Annotated in this window: 16 protein-coding genes; 14 read left to right on the forward strand and 2 right to left on the reverse strand. The window is 61.1% G+C overall.

Annotated features, from left to right (window positions below):
* Nucleotides 1-92: 92 nt before the first annotated feature.
* Entirely contained in the window at nt 93-608 is a 516-nt protein-coding gene (locus tag ROSERS_RS14010) for a HugZ family pyridoxamine 5'-phosphate oxidase (protein WP_011957438.1), read from the reverse strand.
* An 84-nt stretch (nt 609-692) separates the two neighbouring features.
* Here ROSERS_RS14010 and ROSERS_RS14015 point away from each other — a divergent pair, with 84 nt between their 5' ends.
* The 12 genes from ROSERS_RS14015 to ROSERS_RS14065 all read left to right on the forward strand — a co-directional run bounded on the left by ROSERS_RS14015 (nt 693) and on the right by ROSERS_RS14065 (nt 14514).
* Entirely contained in the window at nt 693-1862 is a 1170-nt protein-coding gene (locus ROSERS_RS14015) for an aspartate aminotransferase family protein (RefSeq protein ID WP_011957439.1), read from the forward strand.
* Nucleotides 1859-2959, forward strand: a complete 1101-nt coding sequence (locus ROSERS_RS14020) for a [LysW]-lysine hydrolase (protein ID WP_011957440.1) — start codon at nt 1859-1861, stop codon at nt 2957-2959. The genes ROSERS_RS14015 and ROSERS_RS14020 overlap by 4 nt, the downstream gene beginning before the upstream one ends.
* A gap of 574 nt (nt 2960-3533) precedes the next feature.
* Complete coding sequence (locus ROSERS_RS14025; protein ID WP_011957441.1) at nt 3534-4316, forward strand: DeoR/GlpR family DNA-binding transcription regulator; 783 nt, start codon at nt 3534-3536, stop codon at nt 4314-4316.
* A gap of 10 nt (nt 4317-4326) precedes the next feature.
* Nucleotides 4327-5832, forward strand: coding sequence for a sugar ABC transporter ATP-binding protein (locus tag ROSERS_RS14030; protein ID WP_011957442.1), 1506 nt, complete (start codon nt 4327-4329; stop codon nt 5830-5832).
* A gap of 33 nt (nt 5833-5865) precedes the next feature.
* A complete protein-coding gene (locus ROSERS_RS14035; protein WP_011957443.1) occupies nt 5866-6888 on the forward strand; it encodes an ABC transporter permease in 1023 nt (340 codons plus the stop codon).
* Complete coding sequence (locus tag ROSERS_RS14040) at nt 6878-7891, forward strand: ABC transporter permease (protein ID WP_011957444.1); 1014 nt, start codon at nt 6878-6880, stop codon at nt 7889-7891. Before ROSERS_RS14035 ends, ROSERS_RS14040 begins: the two co-directional genes overlap by 11 nt.
* Before the next feature lie 57 nt (nt 7892-7948).
* Nucleotides 7949-8866 (forward strand): substrate-binding domain-containing protein, encoded by a 918-nt coding sequence (locus ROSERS_RS14045; protein WP_232282611.1) that lies wholly within the window; start codon nt 7949-7951, stop codon nt 8864-8866.
* Entirely contained in the window at nt 8806-9096 is a 291-nt protein-coding gene (locus tag ROSERS_RS26845) for a hypothetical protein (RefSeq protein ID WP_232282612.1), read from the forward strand. Before ROSERS_RS14045 ends, ROSERS_RS26845 begins: the two co-directional genes overlap by 61 nt.
* Nucleotides 9097-9160: 64 nt before the next feature.
* Entirely contained in the window at nt 9161-9484 is a 324-nt protein-coding gene (locus ROSERS_RS14050; RefSeq protein WP_011957445.1) for an L-rhamnose mutarotase, read from the forward strand.
* Between the two features lie 27 nt (nt 9485-9511).
* Complete coding sequence (locus ROSERS_RS14055; protein WP_011957446.1) at nt 9512-10795, forward strand: L-rhamnose isomerase; 1284 nt, start codon at nt 9512-9514, stop codon at nt 10793-10795.
* A gap of 59 nt (nt 10796-10854) precedes the next feature.
* On the forward strand, nt 10855-13044 hold the full coding sequence (locus ROSERS_RS14060; protein WP_011957447.1) for a bifunctional rhamnulose-1-phosphate aldolase/short-chain dehydrogenase: 2190 nt from the start codon (nt 10855-10857) through the stop codon (nt 13042-13044).
* A gap of 12 nt (nt 13045-13056) precedes the next feature.
* Nucleotides 13057-14514, forward strand: a complete 1458-nt coding sequence (locus ROSERS_RS14065) for a rhamnulokinase (protein ID WP_011957448.1) — start codon at nt 13057-13059, stop codon at nt 14512-14514.
* A 1201-nt stretch (nt 14515-15715) separates the two neighbouring features.
* Here ROSERS_RS14065 and ROSERS_RS14070 read toward each other — a convergent pair.
* The gene (locus tag ROSERS_RS14070; protein ID WP_011957449.1) at nt 15716-16213 is read right to left on the reverse strand and encodes a HyaD/HybD family hydrogenase maturation endopeptidase; all 498 of its coding nucleotides are present in this window, start codon (nt 16211-16213) and stop codon (nt 15716-15718) included.
* A 277-nt stretch (nt 16214-16490) separates the two neighbouring features.
* On the opposite strand from ROSERS_RS14070, the gene ROSERS_RS14075 reads away from it, so the two are divergent.
* Both ROSERS_RS14075 and ROSERS_RS14080 read left to right on the forward strand, forming a co-directional pair.
* On the forward strand, nt 16491-18716 hold the full coding sequence (locus ROSERS_RS14075; protein ID WP_011957450.1) for a 6-phosphofructokinase: 2226 nt from the start codon (nt 16491-16493) through the stop codon (nt 18714-18716).
* Nucleotides 18713-21412 carry a glycoside hydrolase family 78 protein gene (locus ROSERS_RS14080; RefSeq protein ID WP_011957451.1) on the forward strand — a complete coding sequence of 900 codons (2700 nt, stop codon included), beginning with the start codon at nt 18713-18715 and terminating at the stop codon, nt 21410-21412. The genes ROSERS_RS14075 and ROSERS_RS14080 overlap by 4 nt, the downstream gene beginning before the upstream one ends.
* Nucleotides 21413-21599: the final 187 nt, after the last annotated feature.

Consider the following 21599-nt stretch of genomic DNA (forward strand, 5'->3'; position numbering starts at 1 on the left):
GATGTACCATACAACATTCAGACAGTACAACTATACCTGAATTGTGATCGAGCGTCAAATCCGCCGAGGGTGGAAGGTTGTCACAGGGGGCGTCAACATCCTGCGTGTGATTCGCCCGACGGTTGAGCATCGAGGAGCGACGACGCTCGTCGCAGGTGATCGACGGTGAGCGTATAGGCGCGTGCGAAGCCGCCGACATACCGCGCGCCGTCGGCAGTGAAACGGTAGAGATTGAAGTCGGCAAAATCGAAGAGCATCGCCGCCGCCGGATGACGCGCAAGGTAGCGTTCGCGTCCGGTTGCATATTCCGGGGTATCTTTTGCCACCAGGTCAACGACGCCGCTCAACGTGATGCGCGCCAGCGTTTGCACATCCGCCGTTGCGGGAGTCTCCGGCTCGGCGATCAGCAGTGCTGCACGTCGATCGGCGCGCAGGTGACGGGTGTGTGGCGAGAGATCGCTCAAATGGAGCAGATACCCGCACAGATCATCCTCGACAGCATACGCCACCAGCGACACAAACGGCGCACCTTCAGCCAGCGTTCCCAGTGAGGCGACACGCTGACCGCGTATGAGCCGTGCCACGAATGGAAGTTCTTCTTGAAGCATAGCGACTCCCTGTGCATTTTCAGGTATGATACTGCTGATTGCCCAACCGGTCGTCACACACCGCCATTCAGGAGATGATTGATCATGACGCTACCTCTCAGTGAGTCTATCATATCCGCCGAGGCAGCATACACCTCCGGCGTCTACCCCAAACGTCAGGTTGCGATTGTCCGCGGCGAGGGGGCGCTGCTCTGGGATGCCGATGGACGCATGTATATCGACTGCGTTGGCGGACAGGGCGCTGCGAACCTGGGGCATGCCCATCCCGCGATTGTGGCAGCCATTCGTGAACAGGCGGAGCGCCTGATCAGTTGCCCGGAGATTTTCTACAACGACCAGCGTGCCGCGTACCTGACGGAACTGGCAGCCGCGCTGCCCTTTGCCGCGCGGATTTTTCTGTGCAACTCGGGCGCGGAGGCGATCGAGGGCGCAATCAAAATCGCGCGCCTGAAGACCAGACGAACCGGGATCGTTGCAGCTGTGCGCGGGTTCCACGGTCGCACGATGGGGGCGCTTTCGGCAACGTTCGAGCCGAAGTACCGCGAGCCGTTTATGCCGCTGGTGCCCGGTTTCTCCCACGTGCCGTACAACAACGTGGCGGCGATTGAGTCTGCCGTCACCGGGGAGACCGCAGCGGTTCTGCTGGAACCGGTACAGGGCGAAGGCGGCGTTCATCCTGCGCTGCCAGGGTATCTGCAGGAGGTCGAGCGCATCTGCTGCGAACGCGGCGCGCTGCTGATCATCGACGAGGTGCAGACCGGTTTCGGGCGCACGGGTGCGTTGTTCGCCATCGAGCATCATGGAATTGCACCGGCTCTCCTCTGTCTGGCGAAATCGATCGCTGGCGGGTTGCCGATGGGCGCCATCGCTATCAATACCGTCCTTGGTCCGCTGCCGCCAGCCAGTCATGGAACCACGTTCGGCGGATCGCCGCTCGTCTGCGCCGCCGCGCGTGCTGCGTTGCGCACGCTGCGTGATGAGGATTTGCCACGCCAGGCTGCGGAGAAGGGTGCATACTTCCTCGAACGCCTCAGCGCGCTGCGTCTTCCGCGCGTGCGCGCTGTGCGCGGTCAGGGGTTGCTGATCGGCATCGAACTGAAAGAGCGGGTGCAGCCCTTCCTGGTTGCGCTGATGGAGCGTGGCGTGCTGGCGTTGCCCGCCGGACCGAATGTGCTGCGGTTGCTTCCGCCGCTGGTCATCACGCACGAGCAGATCAACGCCGTGATCGCTGCAATCGCTGAGGTGCTGGCATGACGCTCGATCCCGTCGCCCTGCTCACCCGTATGCTGGAAATCCCGTCTGTTTCCACCCAGGAAGCGGAACTGGCGCACGTTCTGACGGTGGAAATGGCGCGCCTGGGGTTCGACAGTTTCGTTGACGAAGCGGGAAATGCGGTCGGCATCGCTGGTGCCGGTCCCGATCTGGTGCTGCTCGGTCATATCGACACCGTTCCGGGGCAGATCCCGGTGCGCATTGAGAACGGCAGGCTCTACGGTCGCGGCGCGGTTGACGCCAAAGGACCGTTCGCCACGTTCATCTGCGCTGCGGCGCGTCTGACAGCGTCGGGGGAGCGTCTGCCATTCCGCCTTGTGCTGATCGGCGCCGTGGAAGAAGAAGCCGCCTCATCGAAAGGCGCCCGCCATGCTGCTGAACGCTATCGCCCTATCGCCTGCGTTATCGGCGAGCCGAGCGGGTGGGATCGGATCACGCTCGGGTACAAGGGGCGCCTGCTGGTGGACGGATTCTGGGAGCAGCCGATGAGTCACAGCGCCGGGCGCGAGTCGTCCGCTGCTGAACGCGCCGTCGCCTGCTGGAACGATGTCGCCGCCTATTGTGCAACGTACAACCAGGGGCGCGAGCGACTGTTCGACCAGTTACTCCCCTCGTTGCGCACGATCTGCAGCCGGAGCGATGGGTTGACCGAGCAGGCGGAACTGACCATCGGCGTGCGCCTGCCGCCGGATGTCCCCCCCGACATGCTGGCATCCGCCATCGCCGGGCATTCTCACGGCGGCAGGTTACGCTTCCGCGATCTCTGCCCGGCATACCGGGCAGACAAGAACAACCCGCTGGTGCGCGCATTTCTCCGGAGCATCCGGGCATCTGGCGGAACGCCCGGATTCCTGCTCAAAACCGGTACATCCGATATGAACGTTGTCGGTCCGATCTGGCGCTGCCCCATCCTGGCTTACGGACCGGGAGACTCGAACCTCGACCACACACCGGATGAGCACATTCTCATCGACGAGTACCTGCGCGCGATCAAGGTGCTCGAAGACGCACTGCGGCATCTGACAGAAGTTGGGGAGGAGCAACGTTCCAACAGCGCGCGGGACGGCGCTGTCGTCTGACACCAGACTTTACCCCTGCCTCCTTCCTCGTAAGAGGCGAGTTCCTGAGAGAGATAAACGGTTTTTTGCATGCCATGCGCTTTTGCCCCTCATCCCCCCAACCCCCTTCTCCCACAAGGGGAGAAGGGGGAGTCTGGGCTTCAGGAAGCCCAGAATGAATGAAGATTGAGAATTTATTCCGCTATCCCGCGCTAGCCGTGGGGCTGAAGCCCTCGGCTAGCCAAGGCGAAGCCCGCCTGCGCGGGCTATACCGGATTATTTATTCAAAGACCACGAGAAAAGGAATGCAAGGGCTTCCCAAAAAACCTACCCCTGTAAGCAACTCCCTTCTCCCACAAGGGAAGCAGGGGGAGACAGGTTGTCCTGAAGCACAAAACAAGAGAAGGAACACAGGGCTTCCCAAAAAACCTACCCTGCAAAAGCCTATGAGTGCGGGACGCCCTCGCTCCGTGGCGAACAGCGCAGCTTGCGAACCAGAAATCGAAACATCTCGAAAGCACTTGACAACACTCGAAAATCACGTTACACTCTAGCGCAACCGCTTCCGCACAACGCATATCCGGCTTACGAGCGTATGACCGATATTGGCAATGACGCACTTCCGCCAGAGGTGCGACGCGATCAGATCATGGCGCTCCTTCAGCGTTACGGGCAGATCTCCGTCAAACGGTGCGCCGAACAGCTTGGCGTCTCCGAGGTGACGATCCGCAATGATTTTGCCCTGCTCGAACGCGAAGGCTTGCTCCGGCGCATCTGGGGCGGCGCCGTGCTCGACCGACCGTTGTGGCCGGAAGGAAGCTTCGCTTCACGATTGAAGGTCCGGGCGGAAGAAAAGGAACGAATCGCACGCGCAGCAGCACTGCTGATTAACGATGGCGATACCGTCATGCTCGACGCAAGCACCACCGCCTATGCGATTGCGCGTCAGATCGCCGACCGGCGCAACCTTACCGTCATCACCAACGGCATGCACCTGGCGCTATCGCTTGGCGCCCATCCCGCCATTACCACCATCGTCATCGGCGGGCAGGTGCGCGGCGACACCGGATCGCTGACCGGTACGCTCGCCGAAGAAATGTTGCAGCGGTTGCACGCGGATAAAGGCTTCTTCTCAGCCCGCGGATTGACGCTGGCGAAAGGGCTGACCGAGAGTTCCATCCCGGAAGGTCTGCTGAAGGCGGAAATGATCCGCCATGTCGATCAGGTTATTGCAGTGCTCGACAGCAGCAAACTGGGAGTCAGTTCACTGACCAGTTTTTGTCCGGTTGAGGCGATCCACCGCCTGATCACCGCCGGACCTGACGCCGATGAGCGCAGTGCACCCTTTATCGAACTCTTCCCGGTGATGATCGTCTAGCGAGGAGAGCATGCACGCTGCACCTGTTCTGGAGATGCGCGATATTTCGCGCCGGTTCGGCAGCACCCAGGCGCTCGACGGTGTCAGTCTGAGCCTGTATCCGGGTGAGATCCACGCGCTGTTGGGCGAGAATGGCGCCGGTAAATCGACCCTGATCAAAATCATGACCGGGGTGCATCAACCGGACAGCGGTCAGATCCTGCTCGATGGGCGGCCCGTGCGTATCAGAAGCACACTGGAGGCGCAACGATTGGGGATTGCGGCGATCTATCAGGAGCCGCTGATGTACCCTGATCTCAGTGTGGCGGAGAATATCTTCATTGCTCACGCTGATCGGGGTCTCTGGGTCGACTGGGGGCGCCTGTACCGTGACGCAGAGGAGATTCTGGCGCAGCTCGACGTGCGTCTGGATGTACGTCAACCGGCGCGCGGTTTGAGTGTGGCTGCCCAGCAAACGGTCGAGATTGCCAAAGCGTTGTCGTTGCAGGTGCGTGTACTGATCATGGACGAGCCAACGGCGGCGCTATCGGCGCACGAGGTAGATCAACTCTTTGCGATTGTGCAGCGCTTGCGTGATCAGGGTGTGGCCGTCCTCTTCATCTCACACCGCCTGGAGGAAGTGTTCCGCCTTGCCGACCGGATCACCGTTTTCCGCGATGGGCGATTGATCTCATCAGCGCCGAGAAATGAGATCACGCCTGAACAGGCGATCCGCGACATGGCCGGGCGATCAATCGAGCAACTCTTCCCACGCCGCGATACGGTGCGCGATCGCGTCCTGGTGCAGGTGCGTGATCTTGGGCGCACTGGCGTCTTCAGCGGCATCTCGTTCGACGTGCGTGAAGGGGAAGTGTTAGGGTTCGCCGGATTGGTCGGCGCGCGCCGCACCGATGTCGGGCTGGCGCTTTTCGGCATTGCACCAGCAGATAGAGGAACGATGACCATTGATGGACACCCGGTGCGTATCACCAATCCGACACAGGCGATGCGTTACGGCATTGCATATGTGAGCGAAGATCGGCGTGGATTGGGTCTTTCGTTGCCGATGTCGATTGCTGCCAACATCACACTTCCAGCATTACACCGCTACCTCTCGCCGCTTGGGCTGATCCGTCGCACTGCCGAGATCGCCGCCGCCGAAGAGTACCGCCGACGCCTGTCTATCCGCGCTCCATCAGTCGATGTCGAAGTGAGCCGGTTATCCGGCGGCAATCAGCAGAAAGTCATGCTGAGCAAATGGCTGAACACCCGCCCACGGCTTCTGATCCTCGATGAGCCGACACGTGGCATCGATGTGGGCGCGAAAGCTGAAGTGCATCAGATGATCGATGATCTTGCCGCCGAAGGAATTGCAATCATCCTCATCTCCTCCGACCTGCCGGAGGTGCTTGCGATGAGTGACCGGGTGCTGGTGATGCGCGAAGGGCGGCAAATGGGCATCTTTAGCCGGCAGGAAGCGACGCAGGAACGGGTGCTGGCGGCTGCGATGGGGCAGTCGGCGCTGGTGACCGGGTAAGCGTCCTGGAAAGCAGAAACAAGGGTGAGCACGATGGCAACGTGGCGGCAAAGAATACGCCCGGAACAGATCCGTGAACTGAGCCTGGTTGTGTTGATCGTGGCAGCGCTGCTGATCTTCGCCTGGCAGATCGAGAACTTTCTGTCGGCGCGCACGTTCAATCGGATTGCCGGGAGCGTCGCAATCATCGGCATGGTGGCGATCGGTCAGACGCTGGTGGTGTTGACCCGGAATATCGATCTCTCGGTTGGGTCGATTGTTGGCTTTACGGCGTACTTCGTCGGCGCGCAACTGGCGGCGAACAACGATATGTGGCCGCTGGCAGCCGTGGCGCTCGCCGCCGCCGTTGGGGGAGCGATGGGACTGGTCAATGGGCTGATCGTGGCATATGGACGGGCGCCAGCGATCATCACCACCCTGGGAACGCTGGCGATCTACCGTATGCTGCTGATCAACTACTCCAATGCGCGCACTGTCACCGTGGACTCGTTGCCGCCGTGGGTGGTCGAACTGAGCCGACAGAACCTGTTTATGATTGGCGACTTCGCCGTGCGCCCGTTGATCGTGGCAACACTGGTCACAGTGGTCGTGTTTCAACTGGTGCTTGGGTACACCGTCTTCGGACGACGCCTCTACGCGATCGGCTCGAATCCCGAGGCGGCGCGCTTTGCCGGGTTGCCCGCCCAACGCATCGTTCTGACCGCCTTCACCCTCTGCGGCATGCTCGCAGGGCTGGCTGGATTCCTCTTTCTCGCCCGCTTTGGCAATATCACCGCCGTTGCCGGGCAGGGCATCGAACTCGAGTCAGTTGCAGCTGTTGTGGTCGGCGGCGTCAACACCTTTGGCGGATCGGGCACAGTGTTCGGTGCGCTGCTTGGCGCGTTCCTGATCGATCTGCTTGGTCAGGGCTTGTTGCGCTGGCTGGGGATCAGCGAATTCTGGCGTGATGCACTGCTGGGTCTCCTGATCCTGCTGGCAGTTGCATCAGATGCCGTCATCATGGGCTGGCTCCGTCGGTTGTGGGAAAGGCGCATGGAGGTGAGTCATGCCCACTAACCTGCGCCGCCTGATCGGTTGGGAGGGGTTGCTTCTCTGCATTCTCGCGCTCGTTGTTGTGATGAATACGAATCTCGCGCCAGCGTACCTGAGCCTGGCAAATCAGATCAACCTCTTCCATCTTTCGATTGAAAAGATCATCGTGGCGCTGGTGATGACGTTTGTGATCATCAACGGCGAGATCGATCTGTCTGTCGCTTCGGTGATGGGGTTGGCGGCATGCCTGGTAGCTGTGCTGTTCGAGAGCGGCACGCCGATGGCACTGGCGATCCTGGCAGCACTGCTCGTCGGCGCGCTCTGCGGCGCATTCAATGGCTTCTGGGTGGCATACGTTGGATTGCCGTCGCTGGCGGTGACCCTGGCTGGCATGATTGGCTTTCGAGGTGTGGCGCGCATCCTGATCGAGGATCGCTCGATCGGCGGTTTCCCTGAATGGTTTACCGCTCTGGGTCAACAACCGCTTATCGGTCCATTTCCCTTGAGCCTGATCCTTTTTGCCCTTCTCTTCGTCCTGGCGTTCGTGATCTTGCAATTCTCCGGCGTCGGACGCCTGATCTATGTGGTCGGCAACAATGCCGCCGTGGCGCGGTATTCGGGTATTGATACACGACGTCTCAAACTGGGTATCTTCATCGCCTCCGGGTTGATCGCGTCACTTGCTGGCGTTCTGCTGGCAGCGCGTCTCGGCGCAGTGCGCGGCAATACCGCCGAGGGGTTCGAACTTGACATTATCACTATGGTGTTGCTCGGCGGGGTCAGCATCTTTGGCGGCACAGGCAACCTGGCTGGCGTTGGTCTGGCGATCCTGGTCATTCTCAACCTGCGCAATGGGATGTCGTTGCTCAATGTGACCGGCAATGTCCAGACCGGCGTTATCGGGATGTTGCTCATTCTATCGGTGCTTGTTCCCAACCTGGTGCAGATGATAAGTGAACGATTGCAACGGCGCATAGCGCCACGAAAGGAGGCGCCTATCGAAACTGAGTCTTCGGTGTCTTCGTAACCGTTTCCTGTGAACGTTGCGGTTCGTGTGAGTTCTCATTGTCCAGAGGAGTGTGCCATGATGGCAACAAAACGACAAGTGTCTGTCAGTATCGGTTTGATCATTGCGCTGCTGATCGCGGCATGCGGCGCTCCACAGACCCAGACGCCTACGGTTGCACCGGCGCCGACCAGCGCGCCAGCGCCAACCAGCGCGCCAGCGCCGACCAGCGCGCCAGCGCCGACCCGCGCTCCCGACGGTGCGGTTGTTACGGCAACACCCGGCTTGAATATCGACATGATCCTGCTGCCAAAGTTCCTCGGCATCGCCGTCTTCGACCAGGCGAATGAGGGCGCGCAGGAAGCCCACGCCGAACTGCGCAATCAGGGCAAACTGATCTTCACCGGTCCGACCGCCGAAAACTCGGTGGCGGGGCAGATCGAAACCCTCACCAACGCCGCCACTCAGGGCGTCAAAGCCGTGATGCTCTCCAACAACGCTGGCGACCAGATCGCCGCTGCTGCGCAAGCTGCTCAACAGGCGGGCGTCACCGTCGTCACCTGGGACTCTCCCATCCCCTCGGCGCAGGGTGAGACCGTCTTCGTCGCGCAGGTCGACTTCAACGAGACCGGGCGGGTGATGGCGGATATGGCGCTCTCGATCCTCGGTCCGCAGGGCGGCGAGTTCGCCATTCTCTCCGCTTCGCCCGACGCCGCCAATCAGAACGCCTGGATCGCCGCGATGAAGGAGGTGCTGAAGGAGCCGAAGTACGCCAACCTGAAACTGGTCGATACAGTCTACGGCAACGACCAGTCGGAAGAGAGTTACAAGCAGGCGCTGGCGCTGGTGGACAAGCATCCCAACCTGAAGTTGATTATGGCGCCGACGACGGTCGGCATCGCAGCGGCCGCCAAGGCGATGACCGATGAAGGGTTGTGCGACCGGGTGAAGGTCTCCGGGTTGGGCTTGCCAGCCGAGATGGCCATTACACCCTGAGCGGGTGCGCGCCGCAGTTCGCCCTCTGGAGTTTCAAGGACCTCGGCTACCTGACCTACTACCTGACCTATGGACTGGCGACCGGACAGTTGAAGGGGGTCGAGGGGGAGCGGTTCACCGCAGGGCGAATGGGAACCTATACCATTGAAAAAGACCCGACCCGCCCCAAAGGGCTGCGGGTGCTGATGGGTCCCTTCACGGTCTACACGGCGGAGAACGTCAACAAATAGCAGTCCGCAGCGCGGCGGGGCATGGCACACCCTGCCGCGCTCCCTGAGTGCGAGGAGACGATCCATGAAACGGGTCGGGTTTACCCTCAAAGTCAAACCTGAACTCATTGACGAGTACAAAGCCATCCACGCCAGCGTCTGGCCCGACATGCTCGATGCCCTGCGTCGGCATGGATGGCGCAACTATACGCTGTTCATGCGAGATGACGGCCTGCTCTTCGGCTATGTTGAAGTACCGGAGAGTTTTGCCGCCGCGCTGGCTGGCATGGCGACCGAAGAGGTCAATGCACGCTGGCAGGCGATGATGGCGCCATACTTCGAGAACCTGAGCGGCGCCTATGCCGACCAGAGCATGGTTGAATTGGAAGAAGTGTTCCACCTGGATTGAGCCGGCAGTTCCGGCGAGGAGGCTTGCATGACATTCACAGCGCCGACTCCCGCACAGATTGAAGCCGCTTACGCCGCCGCCCGTGAACGGTATGCGGCGCTTGGCGTCGATACCGAAGCGGCGCTGGCGACCCTGGCGACGATCAGCCTGAGCCTGCACTGCTGGCAGGGGGATGATGTCGCCGGTTTCGAGAATCCCGGAGGACCGCTCGAAGGCGGAATTGCTGCGACCGGTAACTATCCGGGCAAGGCGCGCAACGCCGACGAATTGCGCAGCGATCTCGATATGGTGTACCGCTTGTTACCCGGTCGTCACCGTCTCAACCTCCACGCCATCTATGCCGAAACGGGCGGAGTTAAGGTCGGGCGCGACGAACTGCGCCCTGAGCATTTTGCAGCCTGGCTCGACTGGGCAAAAGCGGGTGGGCACGGGATCGACTTTAATCCGACATGCTTTTCGCATCCACTGGCAGCCGATGGTTTGACCCTCTCCCATCCCGATCCGGCGATCCGCCGCTTCTGGATCAACCACTGCATCGCATGTCGTCGCATCGGCGCCCACTTCGGGCAGGCGCTGGGCACGCCATGCATCACAAACATCTGGATTCCAGACGGCATGAAGGATAACCCGGTTGATCGGTTGGGACCACGCGAGCGTCTGCGCGAATCACTCGATGCCATCCTGGCTGAACCGCTCGATCCGGCGCATAACCGTGACGCGGTGGAAGCCAAACTCTTCGGCATTGGCTCCGAAAGCTACGTCGTTGGCTCGCACGAATTCTACCTGGGGTATGCGGTCCGTCGCCCTGGCGTGATCCTTTGCCTCGACACGGGGCATTTTCACCCGACCGAACTGGTCTCGGACAAAATTTCGTCCGTGCTGCTGTATGTAGACGACATCCTGCTGCATGTCAGTCGCGGCGTGCGCTGGGACAGTGATCACGTCGTGACGTTGAGTGACGAGACGCACGCCATCATGCAGGAGGTGGTGCGTGGCGGCTTTCTGAGCCGCACCCACATCGGGCTGGATTTCTTCGATGCCAGTATCAATCGGGTTGCTGCCTGGACAATCGGCGCCCGCAATGCCCTGCGCGCGCTGTTGATTGCGCTCCTCGAACCGACCGAACGCCTGCGCGAACTGGAACGCGCCGGGGATTTCACGGCGCGCCTCGCCCTGCTCGAAGAGTTGAAGGGCATGCCGTGGGGGGCAGTGTGGGATGCCTGCTGCTACCGCCATGACGTGCCGGTGGGCGCCAGTTTCCTGAATGAGGTGCGTCGCTATGAAACCGACGTGCTCGCGGCGCGTACCTGATTGCTCGCGTGTATCATGGTGAGGGAAGACGATAGCCTTTCAACGCAGGGAGAACCCTGATGAGCAACTCAACGCGCTTCCGCCATGTCCATTATGGTTGGGACGCCGCCTATGCCGCCACACTCGATCTGGTCGGTCGTCTGGTGTATCGTTCTAACCTGTTGGGAAGCGATCAGCGCATCACAAACACCGGCGGCGGGAACACGTCCGCCAAGATAACCGGGCGCGATCCATTGACCGGCGAGCCGGTCGATGTGTTGTGGGTGAAGGGTTCGGGCGGCGATCTCCGCACCAGCACGCGCGCCAATTTTGCATCGCTGGACCTGGGAAAACTGCACACCCTGCGCTCTATCTATCTGCGCGACCCGGCACGCGGACCGAAGTCTGCAATCGAAGATGCGATGGTCGATCTCTACCCACACTGCACCTTCAACCTCAATCCACGCGCTTCTTCGATTGATACGCCGCTCCATGCGTTCATTCCCTACCGCCATGTCGATCACATGCACCCGAATGCGGTCATCGCAATTGCCGCTGCACGCCACGGTGAGCGTCTGACGCGCGAGATTTATGGCGATGAGGTCATCTGGACGCCGTGGCAGCGCCCCGGTTTCGATCTTGGATTGACACTCGAACGCATCTGCCGCGAGCATCCGCAGGCGAAAGGCGTTCTTCTCGGCGGTCACGGGCTGATCAACTGGGCGGATGACGATCAGGAGTGCTACGAGCGCACGCTCGACCTGATCGAGCGTGCGGCGCGCTATATCGAAGCGCACGACCGGGGTGAAGCAACATTTGGCGGACCGAAGTATGCCGCCCTGCCGTTCGACCAGCGGCGCGCGATCTTCGCACGCATTCTGCCCTGGTTGCGGGGACAGATCAGCCAGCAGCGTCGGTTCATTGCGACCATTCAGGATGATGACGCCACTCTGCGCTTTGTCAACAGCGTCGATGCCCCGCGCCTGGCTGAACTGGGCACAAGTTGCCCCGACCACTTCCTGCGCACCAAGATCAAGCCACTCTATGTCGACTGGAACCCGCACAGCGAGACCATTGATGATCTGAAACGCAAGCTGTCCTCCGGGCTTGAGCGGTATCGCGCCGATTACGCCCGCTACTACGAAACCTTCCGCCGACCCGACTCGCCGCCGATGCGCGATCCCAATCCGACGGTCATCCTCATCCCTGGCTTGGGGATGATCGCCTGGGGCAAGGACAAGAGCGAGTCGCGGGTGACGGCGGAGTTTTACACGGCTGCCATCGAAGTGATGCGCGGCGCGGAGGCGATTGACGAGTATACCGCATTGCCGCTGCAAGAAGCGTTCGACATCGAATACTGGCGCCTGGAAGAGGCAAAACTGCGCCGGATGCCGCCGGAGAAGGAACTGGCGCGCCAGGTGATCGCCGTTGTCGGGAGCGGCAGCGGTATTGGACGCGAAGTGGCGCTGCGTCTGGCAAACGAAGGTGCGCACATCGTCTGTGTCGATAAAGATGGCGCGGCAGCGCAGGCGACCGCGCAGATGATAATCGAACGGCATGGCATGGGGATCGGGGTTGCTGGCAGTGACATTTCCGCCTGCGGACCGGCGATTGGGCTGACTGCCGACATTACTGATCGCGCCAGTGTGCAGGCGATGATCCAGCAACTGCTGCTTGCCTATGGCGGGCTTGACGCTGTTGCCGTCACTGCTGGCATTTTCGTCGCACCCGATGCCAGCGGGCGCATCCACGATGAGCACTGGGGGTTGACCTTTGCCATCAACGTTACCGGGCACTACATCGTTGCCGACGAAGCAGCGGCGATCTGGCGCGCACAGGGCTTGCCCGCCAGTCTGGTGCTGACCACCTCGGTCAATGCGGTGGTGGCAAAGAAGGGATCACTGGCTTACGACGCCAGCAAAGCGGCAGCCAACCATCTCATCCGCGAACTGGCTATCGAACTGGCGCCGCTGGTACGGGTCAACGGTGTCGCTCCGGCAACCGTCGTGCAGGGGAGCGGTATGTTCCCCCGCGAACGGGTGATCGCCTCACTCACAAAGTATGGCATCCCCTTCGCACCAGATGAACCAACCGAGTCGCTGACGGCAAAACTGGCTCAGTTCTACGCCGATCGTTCGCTCCTTAAGCGACCAGTGACGCCAGCCGATCAGGCGGAAGCGTTCTTCCTCCTGCTCACCCGGCGTCTGGGGCAAACGACTGGACAGATCATCACGGTTGATGGCGGATTGCATGAGGCATTCCTGCGCTGAAGAGGTGCGACCATGAGCGAAGAGGCGCATTTTCTGGCGATTGACATCGGCGCTTCCGGCGGTCGGGTGATCCTGGGTCGCTGGGATGGAAGTCGCTTTGCCCTTGAGGACATCCATCGCTTTGCCAACGGTATGGAGGAGCGGGATGGTCACCTGTTCTGGAATGTTGACCGGCTCTGGCGCGAAATTCAGGCAGGGATGCGGCGCTATGCCGCCTGTGAGGACGATGCGCGGTTGAAAGGCATCGGCATTGACACATGGGCGGTCGATTATGTCTTGCTCGATGCCCACGGTGCGCCGCTCGGCGATCCCTACGCCTATCGCGATCCGCGCAACGAAGGGATGGCGGAACTGGTTGACCAGATTATCCCGCCCCAAGAACTGTACGAACGCACCGGTTTGCAGCGTCTGCCCTTCAATACGCTCTATCAGTTGTACGCCGAACGGAACGATCCACGCCTGGCGGCGGCAGCAATGCTGCTCCTCATCCCCGACTTCTTCCACTACCGCCTGACCGGCAAACAGGTGGCAGAGTACACCAACGCCACGACAACTATGTTCCTCGACGCCAGAAGGCGGACATGGGCAACCGACCTGCTTGAGCGGTTGGGGTTGCCAGCCCATATTCTGCCGCCATTGGTGATGCCGGGTACACGCCTTGGTCCGCTGTCGCCAGACGTTCAGCAGGCGGTTGGGTTCCGTTCCCCGGCAGAAGTGATTGCCGTCGGCAGCCACGACACTGCCAGCGCTGTGGCGGCTATTCCGGGTCTTGACGAGCACAGCGCCTACATCAGCAGCGGCACCTGGAGTCTGGTCGGTGTTGAACGAACCGAACCGCTTATCAACGAGGAGGCGCGCCAGTTCAATGTCACAAACGAGGGTGGCGTGTATGGCACGATTCGTCTGCTGAAAAACGTAAGCGGACTATGGCTCTTGCAGGAATGCCAGCGGCGTTGGAATGAAGAGGGACTGCATCTCACCTGGGATGCGATTGTCGCTCAGGCGGCAGCAGCGCCGCCGTTGCGTTGCCTGATCGACCCCGACGCACCAGAGTTTTTGCCCGTCGGCGACATGCCCGCGCGCATCCGTGACTATTGCCAGCGCAGCGGTCAACCAGTTCCCGAGACAGTGGGCGAAATCGCGCGGTGCTGCCTGGAGAGCCTGGCATTACGCTACCGCCAGGTGATCGATGCCCTGGAACATCTCACCGGTCAATCGATCTCGACCGTACGGATTGTGGGGGGTGGGAGCCAGAATGCGCTGCTCTGCCAGTTGACCGCCGACGCATGTCGGCGCACGGTAGTCGCCGGTCCTGCCGAGGGCACGGCTTTGGGAAATATCCTGGTTCAGGCGATTGCGACAGGTCATCTCCCTGATCTCGCAACGGCGCGTCAGGCAGCGGCGGCGTCGGTTCCGCAGCAGGTGTACACTCCCCAGACAACGGTTCACCGGGAAGCCGATAGCCGATAGCCGATGGTCGATAGGGTCACCGCTGGAGTTCGCGTTCCGCGCAGGCGGGCTTCGCCCTGGTTAGCCGGGGGGGGTTACCCCGACGGCACGAGGCGCATACGGAGGGGCGCAGCAGCGCTGCACCCGTGCAGGGGGCGCGGGGGCGCAGCGTCCCTGATGGTCTTTGAAGAACTAATCCGCTCTCGCCCGCGCAGGCGGGTTTCGCCCTGGATAGCCGAGGGCTTATGGTCTTTGAGGAAATAATCCGCCATAGCCCGCGCAGGCGGGCTTTGCCCTGCATAGCCGAGGGCTTCAGCCCGACGGCACGCGGCGCATACCGGATTAGATTCTCAATCTCCATCAGCCCGACGGCGCAAGGCGCATACCGGATTTATAGCAGTTCTCAGATACGTTGACCCGTGCCTGGATTGCTAGAGCGTTCTATTGTCGTGCGCCGCAGCGGGCTGATGGTCTTTGAAGAAATAATTCGGTATAGCCCGCGCAGGCGGGCTTTGCCCTGCATAGCCGAGGGCTTCAGCCCGACGGCACGCGGCGCATACCGGATTAGATTCTCAATCTCCATCAGCCCGACGGCGCAAGGCGCATACCGGATTTATAGCAGTTCTCAGATACGTTGACCCGTGCCTGGATTGCTAGAGCGTTCTATCGTCGTGCGCCGCAGCGGGCTGATGGTCTTTGAAGAAATAATTCGGTATAGCCCGCGCAGGCGGGCTTTGCATTCCATAGCCGAGGGCTTCAGCCCCACGGCTAGCGCGGTAGAGCGGAATAAATGATCAATCTCCATAAGCCCTGGCTGAGGTCAGGCAAGCCCTGCGGGCTGGATCAACCCGGCGCCCCCCTTACAGGGGTAGGTTTTTGGGGAAGCCCCTGCGTGCCATCTTCCGTTTCAGGCATCAGAACACCCGAACTCCCCCTTCTCCCCTTGTGGGAGAAGGGGGTAGGGGGGATGAGGGGCAAAAGGCGCAGGAATGCTGCAAACCGCGCATTGCTCCTAAGAACTCTACCCTTGAGAGCCCGGCGCCCCCCGGCATAGGGAAGCGCGACGGACACACCAGCCCTGCAGGGGCTTCCACGCGCTCAGGGAGGGCTTGAGCCCGCACGAGCGGAGTCGCGCGCCTGACGACGGACGATGGCGGATGGCTTCTCTCGTAGACCGAAATGTATTTCGGTCGCCGTGCAGGGCGCGTAATGAAAGAAACCGCTACTTCACGGAGCGCTCCGGGATCGGTCGCACATCGGCGCCCCAGGCGCGCAGTTCGCGCACGACGGCATCCACGAGATCATCAAGATGGGCTTCACACTCAGGGGTCAGTTCCAGCCCTGGTTCAGAGGTTCCCGGTTCCATTCCCCACAGCACGACCCGCTGCGGTGATGAACCTGCTGCGCCACGAAGGGCGATCAGTTCGTGCAGACGGACATCCTGCGGCAACAGGTGCATGGTTTCTGCCCAGGCAACCTCCTCCCCTTCGAGGCGTATGAGCGATCCAGGACGTTGACCACGATGAATGGCGTCGATGATCAGCACATCCTCGACGCCTTCGAGGAACGAGAGGAGTGATAATCCAAGCGCACCTGCATCGATAGCCTCGACGTCGTCGGGCAGGATGTAGCGTTCCGTCAGACGACGCAATGCACGCACTCCTAACCCCTCATCCTGCAGGAGTACGTTCCCCAATCCCATCACAAGTATCGGCGCCATTGCTCTCCTCCCCTCGCTCAGCAATGATACGAGAACGGGTTCCCTCCCTGCAAATGCACGCCCCCTCTCCTGTCTGCTCCACCTTACCTGCAATTTTCTGTGTTCTTTCATCATACCACGAATTTTAACCACGCCCCTTTGACATGAACATACATTACGCATTTGAGGGCGCAAAAAAGTGATAGTGAAAGGCTGGTATCATACGCCTCCAGGGGGCGGAAAAATCTGCGGATCGTATCGAGATGCTCAACATGCGCAGTGAGAGAAGGAGAGTTGTATGGTGCGGTCAACAGGCATCGGTGTGCTGACCAGCGGTGGCGATGCGCCGGGCATGAATGCCGCTTTACGTGCGGTTGTGCGTACCGCGCTGAGCCGCAGCGTGCCGGTGTACGCCATTTATGAAGGATACCGCGGTATGGTGGAAGGCGGCGACCGTATTCGCCCGCTTGGTTGGGATGATGTCGGCGGCATTATGCATCGTGGCGGAACGATCATTGGCACGGCGCGCTGCCGCGAGTTCCGTACCCGCGAGGGACGGTTGCAGGCTGCTGCGAACCTGATCGCACACGGGATCAATCGCCTGGTGGTCATCGGCGGCGATGGCAGCCTGACCGGCGCCGATACGTTTCGTCGCGAATGGTCCAGTCTGCTGGCGGAACTGGTGGAAACCGGCAAACTATCACGCGACACCGCCGCGCAGTACCCCTTCCTGGCGCTGGTTGGACTGGTCGGATCGATCGACAACGATTTTTACGGCACCGACATGACGATCGGCGCCGATTCGGCGCTGCACCGCATTACTGCTGCCATCGATGCGCTCGTCAGCACGGCTGCCAGCCATCAGCGCACCTTTGTCGTCGAGGTTATGGGACGGCACTGCGGGTATCTGGCACTGATGGGGGCAATTGCCGGTGGCGCCGATTATGTGCTCATCCCCGAAAATCCACCTGAACCGGGCTGGGAAGATCGCATGTGCACGCTGCTGCGCGCCGGGCGCGCGTCCGGTCGACGCGAAAGTATCGTTGTCATCGCTGAGGGCGCGCGTGATCGTGATGGCAATCCGATCTCAGCCGACTATGTCCGGCGGGTGCTGGAGGAGCGCATGGGTGAAGATGCGCGCGTCACAATCCTGGGACACGTGCAGCGCGGCGGAACACCGAGCGCCTTCGACCGCTGGATGAGCACGCTGGTCGGGTATGCGGCTGTCGAAGAATTGTTGAGCGCCACACCCGAACGTGAGCCGCAGTTGATCGGTATGCGCTACCATCGTATCACCCGTCAACCGCTGATGCACTGCGTGGAGCAGACGCGACAGGTGGCGACGGCGATCAATGCTGGCGACTATCAGCGTGCGATGGAACTGCGCAGCGGCAGTTTCAAAGAGATGTTCCAGACTTTCCAGGCGCTCAGCAGCGCCCTGCCAAGCGTCACCCGTGCGCGCAAAAGCCGGATAGCGCTGCTGCATGCCGGCGGACCCGCCCCCGGTATGAACACCGCCATCCGCGCGGCAGTGCGCCTTGGTCTCGATCAGGGGCATACCATGCTGGTGGTGCGCAACGGCTTCGACGGTCTTATCGCCGGAGAGATCAGTGAGTGCGAGTGGCAGACGGTTGATGGTTGGGGGGCGATGGGCGGCGCCGAGCTGGGAACCAGCCGACGGGTGCCTGCCGGTGAGGACCTGGCGGCAGTTGCGCAGGCGCTAACCAGGCATCGCATCGACGGCTTGCTCGTCATTGGCGGGTGGAACGGTTACCAGGCGGCGCATCGTCTCTATCAGGAACGCGCCGCGTATGAATCGTTCAACATCCCGATTATATGTCTGCCTGCCTCGATCAATAATGACCTGCCAGGATCGGAGTTGAGCATTGGCGCCGATACGGCATTGAATGCAATCGTCGAATCGCTCGACCGCATTAAGCAATCGGCGGTGGCAGTGCGACGCACCTTTGTGGTTGAGGTGATGGGACGCTACTGCGGCTATCTGGCGTTGATGAGCGGGCTGGCATCGGGTGCGGAACGGGTCTATCTGCACGAAGAGGGTATAACGCTCGACGATCTGCGCACCGACATTCAGATGATGATCGAGGGATTTCGCCACGGGAAACGTCTCAGCCTGATCATTCGCAACGAGTATGCGAACCGTCTCTATACGACCGACGTCATCTGTGCTCTGTTCGAGGAAGAAGGAAAGGACCTGTTCGATGTGCGCCGCGCCGTGCTGGGTCATTTGCAGCAGGGAGGCAGTCCGTCACCCTACGACCGCATCCAGGCGACACGCCTGGCGGCACGCTGCATTCGCTTCCTGAGCGAGGAACTCGACCGCGGCACGGCGGCTGCGGCGTTTATCGGCTTTGTCAACGGCAAGGTGCGCGTGTTCGACCTGGGCGAATTGCCGCATATGGTCGATGCCGCCTTCCGTCGTCCAAAAGATCAATGGTGGCTGGAACTGGCGCCGATTGCACGGGCGCTCGCACAACAAAAGTACGATACGAGGGAAGCATGACACATCTCAACGCCGGACATCTCCGCTGTGAGTACCAGGAAAACCCGCTTGGCATCGATGTGCTCAACCCGCGCCTGAGCTGGCGACTGTTCAGTGATCGGCGCGGCGCGCGGCAAACGGCGTATCGTATCATTGCCGCACCTTCCGCCGACGATGTGACGGCGGAGCGGAACCTGATCTGGGATAGTGGTCGCGTTGAGTCGGATCAATCGATCCACGTGGTCTATGCTGGCGAACGTCTCCGCTCGCGTCAGCGCGTCTTCTGGCGCGTCCAGGTGTGGGACGAAACCGGCAGCCTTGCCGTGGGTCCGATTGCCTGGTGGGAGATGGGATTGCTGCGCCGCACCGACTGGTCGGCGTCCTGGATCGGCGCAACACTTGTCGGCGGACGCTGGACGACCATTCCGGCGCCGTTGCTGCGGCGCTCATTCACGCTCGATGCGCCGATTGTTCAGGCTCGCCTGTACATCACGGCATCAGGGTTGTACGAGTGTACGATCAACGGGCAGCGCGTCGGCGAGGACGTATTCACGCCGGGTTGGACCGACTATCGCCAGCGAGTGCAGTACCAGGTCTACGATGTGACGGGTCTGGTGCGCACCGGTGAGAATGCCATCGGAGTCATCCTCGGCGATGGATGGTACTGCGGGCATGTGGCATGGTCTGGTCGGCAGCAGTACGGCGATCGCCCCAAACTGCTGGCACAACTGGTTGTAACGCTCGCCAACGGCAAAACGCAGACGATTGTGAGCAACCGTTCCTGGCGGTATGCCTTCGGTCCGATCCTGGAAAGCGATATCCTGCACGGCGAGAGTTACGATGCCAGACTGGAGATCCCCGGATGGGACACACCCGACTTCGATGATTCTTCCTGGCAGCCTGTGGAACTCTTCACCGCGCCCGACATCGCCCTGGTCGCAATGCGCGGTCCGACCGTCCGGCGCCACGAAGAACTGCGTCCGATCACACCGCCGACCGCCTTCCATTCTCATCAAACGACCCGCTGGGTCTTCGATCTGGGACAGAACATGGTTGGCCGGGTCCGCCTGCGTGTCCGGGGTCCGGCAGGCGTGACGGTAACGATCCGGCATGCTGAGATGCTCAACCCGGATGGCACGATCTACACTGCCAACCTGCGCAGCGCCCGCGCGACGGATCACTATACGCTGCGCGGCGACAGTGATGGGGAAGTGTGGGAACCGCGCTTCACCTTCCATGGTTTCCGGTATGTCGAACTCTCCGGGTACCCCGGCGTCCCCGACATGGAGGCTGTCACCGGTATTGTCATCCACTCCGCCACCCCGCCGACCGGCGAGTTCAGTTGTTCCGACCCGCTGATCAACCAGTTGCAACACAATATCGTCTGGGGGCAGAAGGGCAATTTTCTCGAAGTTCCAACCGATTGCCCGCAACGCGACGAGCGCCTGGGATGGACGGGTGACGCGCAGGTGTTCATCCGCACGGCTGCCTTCAACATGCACGTTGCGCCGTTCTTCACCAAATGGATCCGCGACCTGGAGGATGCACAAAGCCCTGAAGGCGCATACCCGCCGGTTGCGCCACTGGCGGGCATCGGCGGGTTGACCGATGGCGGACCGGCCTGGGCGGACGCGGGCATTATCTGTCCATGGACAATCTATCTGTGCTATGGTGACACGCGCTTGCTGGAAGAGCACTATCCTTCAATGCAGCGTTTTGTCGAGTATCTGGAACGGAGCAGTCGTGACTTCATCCGCTGCTACGAGGAGTATCCCGGTTTTCGCGGATTCGGCGACTGGCTGGCGCTCGATGGGAGTGGCAGAACCGATGGCGGTACCGCGAAAGACCTGATCGGCACGGCCTTCTTTGCCCACAGCGCCCGGCTGCTCAGTCGTATCGCAGCGATCATCGGGCGCTCACGCGACGCAACCCGCTATCGTCGCCTGTTCGAGCGGGTGCGCCAGGCATTCATCACGCGCTTTGTGACAGGAGCAGGTCGGGTGACAGGCGAAACACAGACCGGTTATGTCCTGGCGCTGCACTTCGACCTGCTGCCGCCGGAGTTGCGCCCGGCCGCCGCAGATGCGCTGGCGCGCGACATCCTGGCGCGCGGTGTTCACCTCTCAACCGGATTTGTCGGCACTCCGTATCTGCCACATGTCCTGACCTCTGTCGGACGCCTTGATCTCGCCTATGCGCTTCTGCTGCAACAAACCTGGCCCTCGTGGCTGTACCCGGTGACCCAGGGCGCAACCACGATCTGGGAACGGTGGGATGGCTGGACGCACGACCGAGGGTTCCAGGATCCGGGCATGAATTCGTTCAACCATTATGCGTATGGCGCAATCGGAGAATGGCTGTACGCCACCGTCGCCGGTATCGACGTCGACCCCGAATGTCCTGGCTACCGTCATCTGGTGCTGCGCCCGCGTCCTGGCGGCGGGCTGACCTCGGCGCGCGCGGCGCTTGATACGATGTATGGGCGCGCAGTGAGTGACTGGCACATTGACGGAGATCGTTTCGTCTGGACGATTGTCGTGCCGCCCAACACAACAGCCACCGCATATGTTCCTGCTGTTGAAGGAACCATCGTACAGGAAAGCGGTCGCCCGGCAGAGGAATCAGAAGGTGTCACCCTTGTCCAGCGCGACGAGGAGACGGCTGTGTACCGGGTGGCGTCGGGCAATTATACATTCGTAGCGGAAAGGGTCGGTTGATCGCTTTTCGCCCGGCATCCTTCCGCGGGGCGCAGCAACGCTGCGCCCCTCCTGCATATTATTCGCATTTGCGCAATTTTATATGTAGATTTACCTGCTATTCTGTGCTATACTACCAATTGTGACCCAAACCACGATCCCAACGTCGGTATCGTTCCTCGCCGCGTTTCTGGTGACTTCACGCTCG

Source organism: Roseiflexus sp. RS-1, from assembly GCF_000016665.1.
GTDB lineage: Bacteria > Chloroflexota > Chloroflexia > Chloroflexales > Roseiflexaceae > Roseiflexus.